Annotated in this window: 11 protein-coding genes; all 11 read right to left on the bottom strand. The window is 46.8% G+C overall.

Annotation, left to right across the window (positions count from 1 at the left end; all coding sequences use genetic code 11):
* Positions 1–203 precede the first annotated feature (203 nt).
* On the bottom strand, positions 204–734 hold the full coding sequence (locus PAEAM_RS08875) for a DUF5590 domain-containing protein (RefSeq protein ID WP_100527245.1): 531 nt from the start codon (positions 732–734) through the stop codon (positions 204–206).
* A gap of 37 nt (positions 735–771) precedes the next feature.
* Complete coding sequence (locus PAEAM_RS08870) at positions 772–2,079, bottom strand: amidohydrolase (protein ID WP_100527244.1); 1,308 nt, start codon at positions 2,077–2,079, stop codon at positions 772–774.
* Positions 2,066–2,719, bottom strand: coding sequence for a redox-sensing transcriptional repressor Rex (locus tag PAEAM_RS08865; protein WP_076317448.1), 654 nt, complete (start codon positions 2,717–2,719; stop codon positions 2,066–2,068). Before PAEAM_RS08865 ends, PAEAM_RS08870 begins: the two co-directional genes overlap by 14 nt.
* 219 nt (positions 2,720–2,938) lie before the next feature.
* Positions 2,939–5,800: an ATP-dependent DNA helicase DinG gene (gene dinG / locus PAEAM_RS08860; RefSeq protein ID WP_100527243.1), complete on the bottom strand. Its 2,862-nt coding sequence runs from the start codon at positions 5,798–5,800 to the stop codon at positions 2,939–2,941.
* Positions 5,801–5,942: 142 nt separating this feature from the next.
* A complete protein-coding gene (locus tag PAEAM_RS08855) occupies positions 5,943–6,566 on the bottom strand; it encodes a tetratricopeptide repeat protein (RefSeq protein WP_306068488.1) in 624 nt (207 codons plus the stop codon).
* 117 nt (positions 6,567–6,683) lie between these two features.
* Positions 6,684–7,067, bottom strand: coding sequence for an aspartate 1-decarboxylase (panD, locus tag PAEAM_RS08850; protein WP_017687742.1), 384 nt, complete (start codon positions 7,065–7,067; stop codon positions 6,684–6,686).
* Positions 7,060–7,956: a pantoate--beta-alanine ligase gene (panC, locus tag PAEAM_RS08845; RefSeq protein WP_100527242.1), complete on the bottom strand. Its 897-nt coding sequence runs from the start codon at positions 7,954–7,956 to the stop codon at positions 7,060–7,062. The genes panD and panC overlap by 8 nt, the downstream gene beginning before the upstream one ends.
* Positions 7,953–8,831, bottom strand: coding sequence for a 3-methyl-2-oxobutanoate hydroxymethyltransferase (gene panB, locus PAEAM_RS08840; RefSeq protein WP_100527241.1), 879 nt, complete (start codon positions 8,829–8,831; stop codon positions 7,953–7,955). Before panB ends, panC begins: the two co-directional genes overlap by 4 nt.
* Positions 8,832–9,175: 344 nt before the next feature.
* The gene (locus PAEAM_RS08835; protein WP_100527240.1) at positions 9,176–10,153 is read right to left on the bottom strand and encodes a biotin--[acetyl-CoA-carboxylase] ligase; all 978 of its coding nucleotides are present in this window, start codon (positions 10,151–10,153) and stop codon (positions 9,176–9,178) included.
* On the bottom strand, positions 10,140–11,438 hold the full coding sequence (locus PAEAM_RS08830; RefSeq protein ID WP_243391284.1) for a CCA tRNA nucleotidyltransferase: 1,299 nt from the start codon (positions 11,436–11,438) through the stop codon (positions 10,140–10,142). Before PAEAM_RS08830 ends, PAEAM_RS08835 begins: the two co-directional genes overlap by 14 nt.
* Positions 11,439–11,500: 62 nt before the next feature.
* The gene (bshA, locus tag PAEAM_RS08825; protein ID WP_036672009.1) at positions 11,501–12,661 is read right to left on the bottom strand and encodes an N-acetyl-alpha-D-glucosaminyl L-malate synthase BshA; all 1,161 of its coding nucleotides are present in this window, start codon (positions 12,659–12,661) and stop codon (positions 11,501–11,503) included.
* Positions 12,662–12,712: the final 51 nt, after the last annotated feature.

Here is a 12,712-nt window from a genome sequence, read left to right as displayed (position 1 = left end):
GTTTTTGAATGTAACTTTGAGTACATATCTGAGTATATCACATCGTATATACAATTTCGAAGGCGAAAATATGAATAAATTATTAATTTTAACTATTTAAATCAAATATGTTTACAGACAACACAAAGAACCGGTTCAGTCGGATATCCGTCTGCCGGTTCTTTCATTTCTTTAATTCTCTAGTTATCTCACTCTATCCTGTTCTAGCTGTTCGGGAGTGTGTAGACCAGGTCCACCTGTTCTCCGTTGCTAAAACGATAAAAACGATAGTGGTTATGCGTACCGTCTTTATAATACACTTGCCACACATATATTCCATTCACAACTCCGGGCATGATTCGTTTAATCTCACCGGCAGGAACTTCAGAACTGAAGCGATTGCGTATCTGCGCTTCGGACATGCCATTCTGCAGCAGCTCACTGTGTACAGCGTTTGCACCCTTAACCGGTTGATTGTTTGCATCGAATTTAACCCAGACCATAACATCCTGGTTATCCTTGTTTTTGCCGATCAGGGTCCAGTAGATGTTGTCAGAGCCTTCTTTGTCTCCCCAGATGTACTTGCGCAATTCATCATAGGATATAATGCCCAGTTGCTCCTGTGCTGCTTGTATGGCGAGCGCTTCTTCCTTGCGTTGGTCCTGCGTGACATGGACGTAATAACGCTGAAGTCCAAACAGAATCAGAACCAGTGCAAGCAGCGAAATCCATATCCACTTCTTTTTTTTCTTCAAAAGCCGAACTTCCTTTCCCTATGATGCTGTCCTGCAATTAACGAGCAAGCAGACCATCAAATGCCAATTGAGACTCACGCAAAATGCGTTCTTCATCCAGCGTCAGACATTCGCCATGTTTCACCACTTGTTTTCCATCCACCCATACGTGCTCAACATCTTTAGCAGAAGCCGAGTAGATTGTATGTGAGATCAGGTCTGTATGTGGATAGAAATGTGCCTGTTCAATGTCCAAGGCAATAAAGTCAGCCTTCATGCCGACCTGGAGTGCTCCGGTATTGTTCAAGAAGATAGATTTGGCACCGTATGACGTTCCGAGTAGTAACGCTTCGCCTGCTGGCACTGCCGTCGGGTCACCAGATACACCTTTGTGGATCAATGCAGCCAGTCTCATTTCCTCGAACATATCCAGATTGTTGTTGCTTGCCGGTCCGTCTGTTCCGAGTGACACGGTAACTCCTGCTTTCAGCAACGCAGGTACCCGCGCAACACCGGAAGCGAGTTTCAGGTTACTTCCCGGGTTATGGGATACAGCCACATCATGACGGGCCAGAATCTCAATCTCTTCGTCATTCAGATGCACCGCATGTGCAACCAGGGATGGACGAGAGAAAAAGCCCAGTTTCTCCAGATGTGCCACAGGACGCAGTCCATAATCAGCCACGTTCTGCTCGACTTCACGAAGCGTTTCCGACATATGTGTATGAAGGGGAAGGTTTAGGTCGTTCGCGACCTGCACAAGCTTCTCTATGTAGTCAGGAGGGCATGTATATGGTGCATGTGGCGAGATTACGGTTGTAATGCGACCATCTGCCTGTCCATTCCACTCACGCGCAAACGCAGCCGACTCCTCCAGCTTCCGCAATTGTTCTTCTTCCGAGCACAGCCCGATTACACCACGTGCCAGTGCTGCTCTAACGCCGGATTGCTCCACAACTTTGGCAACTTGATCCATGTGATCGTACATGTCCAGGAAAGCTGTAGTTCCGCCTTTCAACATTTCAAGCACCGATAGCGAAGTTCCCCAATATACGTCTTCTGAAGTCATTTTCGCTTCCATCGGCCACATTTTTTCCTGCAACCATACTTGCAATGCAAGATCGTCTCCGTGCCCTCTGAGCAACGACATCGCTGCATGACCATGCGTATTGATCAGACCCGGCAGGAAGAACAGTCCTTTTCCATCCACTTTGGTACAATTTTTGTCTTCATCCGGCAATGTCTCACCAATATGCACAATCTTGTCATTCTCAACAACCATGTATCCTTGGACAACGTTCCATGTTGTGCCGCCTTCATTAACGGCAAATTTGCCGTTGTGAATTACCCATCTATTTGTTGTCATCTTCCTCGTCGTCCTTTCCAGTCTCCAAGTAATAGGCCAAACTAAGCAGATCCGTTGTAAAGTCAGCATGGTGAATGCGGATATGCGGCGGTGTTTTTAGAATGGTTGGTGCAAAATTAAGGATCGCTTCGATTCCGGATTCAATAAGCTGATCGGCTACATTTTGGGCTTCCGTATCCGGAACCGTGATAATTCCGATGCGAATGTTTTCCATTTTAACCGCTTCCGTCAATTCATCCATTGGTTTTACCGTCAAACTGTTGATTTGACTACCAATCTTCGGTCCATATGCATCAAATACAGCAACAATCTTCATGTTGTCTTTCAGATATGCGTTGTAGTTGGACAAGGCCTGTCCGAGATTACCCGCGCCTACCAGAGCTACATTAATTTGCTGATCAATTTTGAGAATGTGACGAATTTTCTCGATCAAATAGGATACATCATACCCGATCCCTTTACGACCAAAATCACCGAAGTAAGCCAGGTCTTTACGAATTTGGGCCGGATTCAGATCCAGCCTTTGTCCAAGCTCTTGAGAAGAAACAGTAGCCACCTCACGCTGATGCAACTCGTTCAAATAACGCAAGTAAACAGGCAGACGTCGTACCACCGCTTCCGAAATTTTATCCGATTTCATTCTTGCTCCCCCTTACCAAGGCCACGATAAAATAATAGATGAAAAGATGAGCATTCTGTATAAAACTCAAATATAAACGTGACATTTTATACAGAATGCTCCTTGTAATTTAGGTTATAAGTTCTTACGAGCAACTGCTTTAATCGGATACGGAAATATCTAATAAAGTTTAACGCCAAACGATAGTGTCATGCAATGATATAACGAACAAAACAACCATTATTTTTGTTCATTAGCAGGTTCTTCCAACCACTCGGTAATTCGTGGAACCATTTGCTCCGTGAGCATATGCTCCATTTTGGGACCAGGTAATGAATATAAAAAGAATTTACCATAATACGCTTCAATCACCCGTGTATCATAAACAATGACAATTCCTCTGTCCTTTGCTGTACGCACCAATCGGCCAAATCCCTGCTTGAAACGAATGACCGCTTGCGGCACGGACAGTTTCATGAACGGATTTTTCTTCTGTTCCTGAAGCAACTCACTCTTGGCTTCCACCAACGGATGATTCGGTGGCTGGAAAGGCAATCGCACAATAGCGAGACAGGTTAGCGCCTCTCCCGGGATATCTACACCCTCCCAGAAGCTGCTTGTGCCCAGAAGTACCGTAGCTTTGGCATCTTGAAACCTGCGAGTCAATTTGGAACGACTTCCACTGTCAACGCCTTGCCCAAGCAACGAGATGTCGTTGCCAGACAGTGCCTCCTTCAGCGGATCATAGACCTGTCGCAACATCTTGTATGAAGTAAACAGAACCATCATGCGTCCACGCGTAGCAATTGCCGTCTCTGCAAGTGATTGCACCAGCATATTAACAAAGTGCGCATCACCCACACTTCCCTTCACACTCGGGAAATCACGCGGAATCACCAGAAGTGCCTGATCGCGATAGTTGAAAGGTGATGGCAGCATCGACGTTAACAGCCGATTATTCTCAGAGGCTTCCTGTAAGCCAAGCTGCTCAATCATGAACTGGAATGACTTATCTACCGAGAGCGTAGCCGATGTAAGCACAACACTTTTCTTTTTGTCAAAAAATAAATCCTTAAGTTGTGCACTCACATCTACAGGTACGGCATACAGCTGGAGAGATTTGCTGCGGAATTGGCCGCTGGCTTCCATCCAGTACACCGTTTTGGCGTCATCCATTCGCATGAAGAACCGTAGATTCTCCTTCAATGTGGTCAGATCTTTCAGTAATCCTGTAATGTCCGTGATCAGACTATCCGATTGATAATCATCCTGATCCTCTTTCACTTCAAGCAGCAATTTGTCCCCTTTGCGAACCAAATCGCCCAGAGTCACATAGATCTGGTTCTCCAGATCCTGCAACTCCTGCCATTTTGCAGGTTTTTGAGATGCTTTCAGACGCAGTGAAAATTGCCCCGTCTCTCCCGGTGAAGCATCACTTCGTTCAGGCAACAGACCAAACAAGGCATCGCTCATACGATCCCACAGCTCCTTAACTTCAAGAGCGAGCGGGAACATCTGATCCACCATGGAGCCCCATTGCACCGAATTTTCATGCCCGGATAACTGCGAACGAAGCATAGGCAGCTGACCATTACGACTGTCTTTAAATAGGCGGGTCAGTGTATGAACCAAGGTGAAATATTTCATATGCATTCCAAGATGTTTACCAGCGACATCCTCCAGATGATGTGCCTCATCGATCACAAGACTCTCATAGGCTGGCAGCAGCTGATGCGCGGCTTTCACATCCGTAAATAATTTGGAGTGATTGGTGATTACGATATCAGACAACCCTGCTTCATGTTTGGCACGATGGTAGAAGCATTTACGGAACCATGGACAGGATCTTCCCAGACATGATTCGGATTCACTCTGTACGGTCTCCCAGAAGTCCCCTCCGCGTCCGCTAAGGTTAAGTTCCTCATCATCTCCGGTTTCGGTCTGCGTAAGCCAGACGATCATCTGAGCAGCTGTGAAATAATCCTCTTTCGGTGTGGCGAATTCACGTTTATTGATTTTGTGTTCAAATTTGCGCAGGCACAGGTAATGTCCACGTCCTTTGAATACAGCAGCCTTAAACGGGAAAGGAACCACTTGAGTCAGCATCGGAATGTCCCGCTCTCTCAATTGCTCCTGCAGATTGATCGTATGCGTGCTAACCATAACTTTCTGTTCTTGCTTCACACTTTCGTAAATAGCAGGCAACAGATACCCTAGAGATTTACCGGTACCCGTTCCAGCTTCGATCAAGAGATGTTTCTCTTCATCCAAGGCTTGCCTTACACTGCTGAACATCTGAGTCTGCGCTTCACGCTCTTCGTAATGATCCAGTGTATCCTTCAGATTCTCCCGAACCTGGTCCATAAACTGTTCGAAGCTTACACCATCGAGGGGGTTAGCCTCCCGCTCATCGCGTGGTGCACCAATATCGGTCCAATCACTTACATTAAGAGCAAGCTGACGATAATAGGTATGTCCGTCCAGGTCCTGAATCGGCTCTGCTTCCTTCTCACTGCGCATTCCGTCCAAAAACCAACCCAAGTCACTGTCTTCTGGTGCAAACAGGTCACTGAGGCGCTGAATCGTTATGAGCGGTAATTCCTTTAACTCATCCAGACACTTGAGTAGCACATAGGCTGTCGCCAGTGCATCACTGTCTGCCTGGTGAGGGCGATCATGTTGAAATCCAAATTCGGAAGACACATAACCGAGTTGATAAGAACCAAGTGATGGGAATGTGATCTTCAGAAAATCAATCGTGTCCAGAATGCGGCCAGTGAACGGCAAATAACCGCAACGGTCAAGAGCATTCTGCAAAAAGTGAAAATCAAAAGCGACGTTGTGTCCAACAAGCACCACATCATTAAGCAGCGGAACCATCTCCATCATCATCTCTTCGAGTGAAGGAGCGTCCGCCACATCTGCATCGGTAATACCCGTCAACCCCGAAATAAACGGGGGAATCGGTACACCAGGGTTCACATAAGAACTATATATTTGAGTTATGCTGTAGTCATGATCTATGATGGCAAGTCCGGCCTGTATAATCTCACCGTCGGACTGCGTGCCGGTTGTTTCGAAATCCAATACGGCAAATTTCATTGCAATGTACGGTCCCTTCCATTCCAGTCTATGTTACAGCATAGCAAAAAAAAGGGGATTTGAAAATTAACTGACAAAAAAGCGGTGTCCCCGCCGCTATGCCAAAGGAGGGAACACCGTTTTTTTGTCGCCGAATTCCCGCTTAATGAAGGGTCGTCAGCTGATTAGCATATTGCAATTTTCCCCTGTTCAACCTGCAAGCTTCCATGTTGTACAGTGGTTCGGTCAATGTCGGGTCATACTGAAGGGCCTGTGCAAAGAGTGAACATGCAGCTTCGGGATTCGCAAGCTTGACTTGAATACAGCCCAGGGCGTTACACACAAGCCCTTTCAAGCGAGGTGAACCTTTAAGGTACATGATCTGCTGTAAATGTGTTCCGGCTTCCGCCATTTGTTCCAGATTCAGATACGCCAGCGCCAGGTAAAAACGAGTTAATGCACTCTCCGGATGGTCGGTCACAACCCGGGAGAATTGCATGATCGCCTGCGGATACATCTGTAATTTGAAATAACCCTGACCTCGACTGAAACATTCCAGATGGAGTTCAGGCAGAGCGGTAACAGCTTCCTGTTCCGGTTCAAGGGAAGCAGGCTTATCCATCTCTCGCTCCCTCACCTGGCTCATCTTTTCTTCAAACATCAGCCATTCATCCAGCATTCCGTCACTCATCCGCTTAAGCAAGTTCCACTTTTGCAGCAATTCTTGTTTGTTCAGGCCTTCAGCGGAAGGATAGCTCTTGATAATTTCATCTAACATGTCGTTCATTTCTGCGAAAACATGCTGGAACATCGATGCATCCCCACCCTTGAAAAAATGGATTAGTGCAGTGACCTGTACTCATTTTTTGCTTCAAGGGCCGATTTCATTCTCCTTACCAGTCGATTACATAATTGTTGCGTGGACTTCCTGTTTCATCGTTTGTACAGGTTTATTCTGCCCATCTACAAATACAACGGTTGGTTTGTGAGTATTTGCCTCTTCTTGTGACATCATGGCGTAAGAAATGATAATGACGTTATCTCCAGGCTGTACCAGACGTGCAGCTGCGCCGTTAAGACATATGACCCCGCTTCCGCGTGGTCCTGGAATCACATATGTTTCCAGACGTGCACCATTGTTGTTGTTCACAATTTGCACTTTCTCGTTTTCCATCAAGTCGGATGTTTCCATCAAGTCTTCATCTATGGTAATACTACCCACATAGTTCAAGTTGGCTTCCGTTACCGTAGCCCGGTGAATTTTGGATTTCATCAGTGTTCTAAACATGGGACAGTACCTCCGATTTTTGCAACCTTATATTGTCAATCAATCTTGTTTTTCCGAATTTCACCGCAAGTGCAATGAGCAGATCGTCACAGCCTTGAACTTCTTCCTGATCTGTGAGCGGCTCCAGACTTGGAAAAGCCTGAATCTCGGCGTAGTCGATAACGGCAAGCGGTGAGGTTGCAATGTGCTCGCGCAGAATACGACGGATATCTGCGGCTGTAGTAGCTACACCTGTATCTGCGGCTTCCTGAGCTGCACGTAGTGCCTTCGATAGAACCAAGGCCTGTGTGCGCTGTTCTGGGTTAAGGTAGACGTTACGTGAACTGAGGGCAAGGCCATCCTCTTCGCGAACAATCGGACAGGGTACAATTTCTACAGGCATATTCAAATCATTCACCATCTGTTGAATGACCGCAACCTGCTGAGCGTCTTTCATTCCAAAAAATGCACGCTGTGGCTGTACGATGTTGAAGAGCTTGGAGACTACAGTTGTTACTCCGTCAAAATGTCCCGGACGGGAAGCGCCACATAAGCGCTCCGTCAGTTTTGAGACAGATACGGTCGTTTGCGTCGCCTGTGGATACATCTCTTCAACAGAGGGAATAAATACGATATCCACTCCTTGTGAGCGTGCTGTTTCCACATCTCTGGCTTCATCCCGCGGATAGCTGTCAAAATCTTCATTAGGGCCAAATTGAATTGGATTAACAAATATGCTTAATACCACGATATCGCTCTGTTGTCTGGCTGCCTGCATCAAGCTTGCATGACCTTGATGAAGATACCCCATTGTTGGTACCAGACCTACAACAGACGCACTGGACCGAATCGCTTGACGCTTCAAGCTTAGTTCCTGTCTTAACTCTGCGATTGTCCGTAATACTTTCATGAGTTACTCCCCACCTTTTCCTTGCGTTGTCCGCCGTACAGTTGATCCAGAACACCATCCGCAGCATTGAATACATGCTCTTCGGCAGGGAACGAACGATCTTTCACATCTTTCACGTAAGCTTCGATGCTGGTTCTGATTAATGTACCCACATCTCCATAGGTTTTGACAAATCGTTTGGGCGTATACGGAGAGGCGTATTGAACCACATCGTGGAATACCAGTACCTGACCATCACAGCCTCGTCCTGCTCCAATTCCGATGGTAGGGATGGACAGTTCCTCCGAGATCGCCCGTGCAACTTCTTCCGTAACCAGTTCAAGCACAATGCCAAACGCACCTGCAGCTTCCAAGGCTTTGGCTTCGTCCATCAGACGTTTCGCATCCGCTGCATCCTTGCCCTGAATGCGGTAACCACCAATCTGATTAACCGATTGAGGTGTCAGTCCGATATGTCCAAGAACAGGCACGCCTGCTTGCACAACTGCTCTAACGGTGTCCGCTATCTCGACTCCGCCTTCCATTTTAACCGCATGGGCATGCCCCTCTTGCATCAGTCGACGGACACCCTTAAGCGTCTCATCCACGCTGCCATGATACGTCATAAAAGGCATATCAGCCACAATAAATGTCTTCTCAGCACCGCGCACTACGGAACGTGTGTGGTATACCATGTCGTCGATGGTCACCGGAAGCGTCGAATTATAACCCAGTACTACATTGCCGAGTGAATCACCAACCAGGATCAGATCAATACCTGCTTCCTCTGCTAGGAGCGCTGTTGGATAATCGTAAGCCGTGATCATGGTAAGCGGCACGCCATCCTGCTTATATTTTTTCATTTTCACAATATTCAACGCTTGTTTGTTCGCCATTTTTTTTCATGGCTCCTTTCTTCTTTTCAAATAAACGCAACAAAAAAACCTTTTAGTTTTCCACTAAAAAGTCCCGAAAAGTCAAAAAAGAGTCACTTGCGATCGTCCCTTCTGTCTCGGTCCTCTTCGGCTCAGAGCAGAATCCAACAACTCACTTAAACGTATTTCATTCTTGCACTGCGGTCTGCTTATATAAAACACATCAAAGCAGAACAAAGGTTACTGTTACGGGAGTGCAATTCGGTCTGCATTAGCCGATATCGCCTCACGAACACAGTATACCAAAGTTCTGCTCAAACTTCACGTATTATGTTCATTTTACCAGTGAAAATTCGACAAATTGTTTATGATTTCCAGGAAATCTCACCAGAGATGATTAGTGTATGTTCTCCATCGTGCTTCTCCACGATAAGTGCACCAGAAGGGTCAAGACCAATTGCCTTCCCTTCAATGACACCATGAGGATTCGTCACTGTAATCTCTCGATTCATCGATACGGACAGGGCCTCCCATAGAGCTGAGATCACGCCAAATCCTTCTTTTTGATACAAAAAATACAACTGTTCAAGCTCCGTCAAAATGGCAGCCGTTAGTTTGGTGCGATCAACGGATTGACCCGTTTCCATCTTGAGCGAAGTAGCGATTGTGGTCAGATCTTCCGGATAATCCTCGGGATCAAAGTTCACGTCAACACCTATACCTGCAATACAGTATCTGACTTCATGATCTTCCACCGTGGATTCAAGTAATATGCCACATACCTTGCGTCCGTCAATCAACACATCATTTGGCCATTTGATGCCTGCATCAGCTCCTGAACAAGCTCGAACGGCACGACATACAGCCACTCCTGTTAATAAAGTTAGCTGCGGCGTATGCTGAAGTGGTAGATCAGGGCGCAACAGGACACTCATCCAGATTCCTTTACCCGGGGGAGAGAACCACTGTCGACCGAAACGTCCTCTGCCTCCTGTTTGTTCTTCCGCAATGACCACAGCGCCTTCTGCCTGCCCTTGCTCAGCTAGCTTGAGAACATCCCCTTGCGTAGACAGGGTCGAAGCCAACAAAACAGCCTTACGGCCAAATACGGTTGTATCCAGGGCCAATTGGAGGCCAGTAGGGTCAATGCTATCCGGCTTCGTTAACAGACGGTATCCTTTGCGGGATACCGCTTCAAACTCATAACCCATGTCTCGCAACTTGTTCACATGTTTCCACACAGCGGTCCGACTGATGGACAGATTACGACTGATCTCTTCACCCGATACGAATCGTCCTTCTGCATCTAATAACATATGTAACAGATCTTCATGTTTGGTCATCTTGAACCACCCGCTTCACTTCTGCACTTAGTGCTTCATGCTGATTCGCTATCGTTCCAATCGCCGTTTCTCGTAACAAATGTTTCATTAGTTGCCCCAGCCAAGGCCCGCCTTTGCGCTGCACCATTTGTAACACTTGTTCCCCTGTGATATCCAACTCTTTCAAGTCATGCACAGGGATCGATTGACTCCATTCGGCTGCAAGCTCTTGAATCAAAACAACCTGCATTTCTGCCTGTTCGGACTGATTCCGCCATCCTTCTGGCAGTGTAGACTGTATTCGAAGCCAATCATCCGCCGCCTGAACGCCACAAGCCAGAACAGTAACGATCCAATCGGAACGGAGACTGACCGTATCCTTCGGCTCCTGCACGGAAGTATGAATCAACTGTTCCACCTGAAGGACCCCTGTTATACGAGAACGATGTTCATTGGAAAATGTCCACTGACGTAATAATACATCTGCTTCATCCTTGCTATAACCGCCAGCAATCAGGATGAGTGACCAACGAAGCAACACATGCTGACCTGACAATTGTTCCAGATTGGATAACAACATCTTGTTAAATCGGGTCGAGCTTACCGGCGCTTTGATATGCGCAAGGGAATCACTTCTGTATAACAGCTCCAACCCTCTTAAAGGATGCGGTCCAGACATCATTTTTACCATCTCGGTACGTGCCCGTTCCATTGCTATATGTTGAAGCAGGTCTTTCTGCCTTACAAGACCCTTCCACGTGTTATGAGCAATTTTGAAATCAAATACGGAAGCAAACCGGACACAGCGGAGCATCCGCAGTGCATCTTCACCAAATCGTTCCATCGCAGAACCCACACATCTGACTCGCTCTTCCTTGATATCTGCCTGTCCACCGAATGGGTCAACGATTGTCCCAGTGACGTCCATAGCCAGAGCGTTCATCGTGAAGTCACGCCGCTGTAAGTCTTCCTTGATATCTTGAACAAATTGAACCGCAGCAGGTCTGCGGTTATCCTGATATTCGGATTCTGTTCGAAACGTGGTCACTTCAAAGTAATAACCGCCTGAACGAACGGTAACCGTACCGTGTTGCAAACCTGTAGGAATACAATCGTCAAACAGTTCCATGACTTGCTCAGGAGAAGCAGATGTCGTGATATCCATATCGTCCACAACACGTTCCAGCAATTCGTCACGAACGCAACCACCTACCCAATATGCCTTGTAGCCATGTTTGTTTAATGTTGTGAGTACATTCTCACTTTGCATTGCCATTTCACGATCTACCTGTGTCCATTGAACCACCACATATCACCTCTTCTCTTGCCTGTTGTGGTATGCACAGTATGATTTCGTCTAAGAAATGATTAACCGCAAACCGGCTTCAGATTCGGAACTTCCCTTCCCAACACCCGGTAATATATCTGTTCATATTCATGCCGAATAGCATCATTGCAAAAGTCGTGATGCGCGCGCTGAAGACATGCTTCCCTGAACTCAGCAGCCAAACGATCGTCCGTCAACAAACGAATGGTGTTCTCGGCCATGGATTGTGTATCCCCAATCGCGGATAAATAACCCGTCTTACCATGTAAGACCAGTTCCGGAATTCCTCCGGCCTGTGAACCGATCGTGGGTACGCCACAAGCCATTGCTTCGAGCGCCACAAGTCCGAAACTTTCCTTCTCCGATGGAAGCATCAACACGTCCGCCATGGAGATGACCTGAGCAATGTCATCCTGTTTGCCAAGGAAATGAACTTTATCATTCAAGCCGAGATCATTAATTTTCCATTGCATCTTCGGCAAATCAGGTCCTTCACCAACAAATAACAGTTTGGCAGGAACCTGCTCCTGTACCTGACGGAAGACCTCTACCACATCCTGAGTTCTTTTCACCGGTCGGAAATTGGAGATGTGCATTAATATTTTTTCGTCAGGCGTAGCAAAGTCTCTTCGCAGACTGGCAGCATCCCGCGGATAATATATTCGTTTGTCAATAAAATTATAGGTTAGATCGATTGGACGCTGAATATCCAGCAATTCGACCGTTTCTCGAATCAAATCTTGTGATACGGCAGTAACCGCGTCACTTTCATTAATGGCTAGACGGATCAGATCCTTCAGAGATTCATCCTGAGCCAGAACCGTAATATCCGTCCCATGTAACGTGGTAACCACTTTAAGGCCGTCCCCTACCATTTGTTTCGCAAGAAAGGCACATACTGCGTGTGGCACGGCATAATGAACATGCAGCAGATCCAGCTGCTGTGACTTAGCCACCTGAGCCATCTTTGTTGCCAGTGACAGGTCATACGGAGGGTAACGGAAAACATAATAATCATTTACTTCAACTTCGTGATAAAAAATATTTTTCTGGAACGTACCCAGTCTGAACGGGATACTGTTGGCAATAAAATGAACCTGATGCCCCTGTTCGGCAAGTAATTTGCCCAGTTCCGTTGCGACAACGCCAGACCCGCCGAGGGACGGATAACAGGTGATGCCGATTTTTAGCTTTTTATCCATCCTGTGGACGCTCCTTTGATCTCCCGCTTCATGCAGGTTGATATAATGCAA

The sequence above is a fragment of the Paenibacillus sp. GM1FR genome (assembly GCF_002803315.1).
GTDB lineage: Bacteria > Bacillota > Bacilli > Paenibacillales > Paenibacillaceae > Paenibacillus > Paenibacillus amylolyticus.
The sequence above is the reverse complement of the archived record's forward strand: the minus strand, read 5'-3'. Positions and strand labels throughout refer to the sequence as shown.

Excerpts from the sequence above, each read along its gene's own strand:
- PAEAM_RS08855 (WP_306068488.1), bottom strand. The coding sequence starts at position 6,566 with ATGAACGACATGTTAGATGAAATTATCAAGAGCTATCCTTCCGCTGAA.
- dinG (WP_100527243.1), bottom strand. The coding sequence starts at position 5,800 with ATGAAATTTGCCGTATTGGATTTCGAAACAACCGGCACGCAGTCCGAC.
- PAEAM_RS08865 (WP_076317448.1), bottom strand. The coding sequence starts at position 2,719 with ATGAAATCGGATAAAATTTCGGAAGCGGTGGTACGACGTCTGCCTGTT.
- panC (WP_100527242.1), bottom strand. The coding sequence starts at position 7,956 with ATGAAAGTATTACGGACAATCGCAGAGTTAAGACAGGAACTAAGCTTG.
- PAEAM_RS08870 (WP_100527244.1), bottom strand. The coding sequence starts at position 2,079 with ATGACAACAAATAGATGGGTAATTCACAACGGCAAATTTGCCGTTAAT.
- PAEAM_RS08835 (WP_100527240.1), bottom strand. The coding sequence starts at position 10,153 with ATGACCAAACATGAAGATCTGTTACATATGTTATTAGATGCAGAAGGA.
- bshA (WP_036672009.1), bottom strand. The coding sequence starts at position 12,661 with ATGGATAAAAAGCTAAAAATCGGCATCACCTGTTATCCGTCCCTCGGC.
- panD (WP_017687742.1), bottom strand. The coding sequence starts at position 7,067 with ATGTTTAGAACACTGATGAAATCCAAAATTCACCGGGCTACGGTAACG.
- panB (WP_100527241.1), bottom strand. The coding sequence starts at position 8,831 with ATGGCGAACAAACAAGCGTTGAATATTGTGAAAATGAAAAAATATAAG.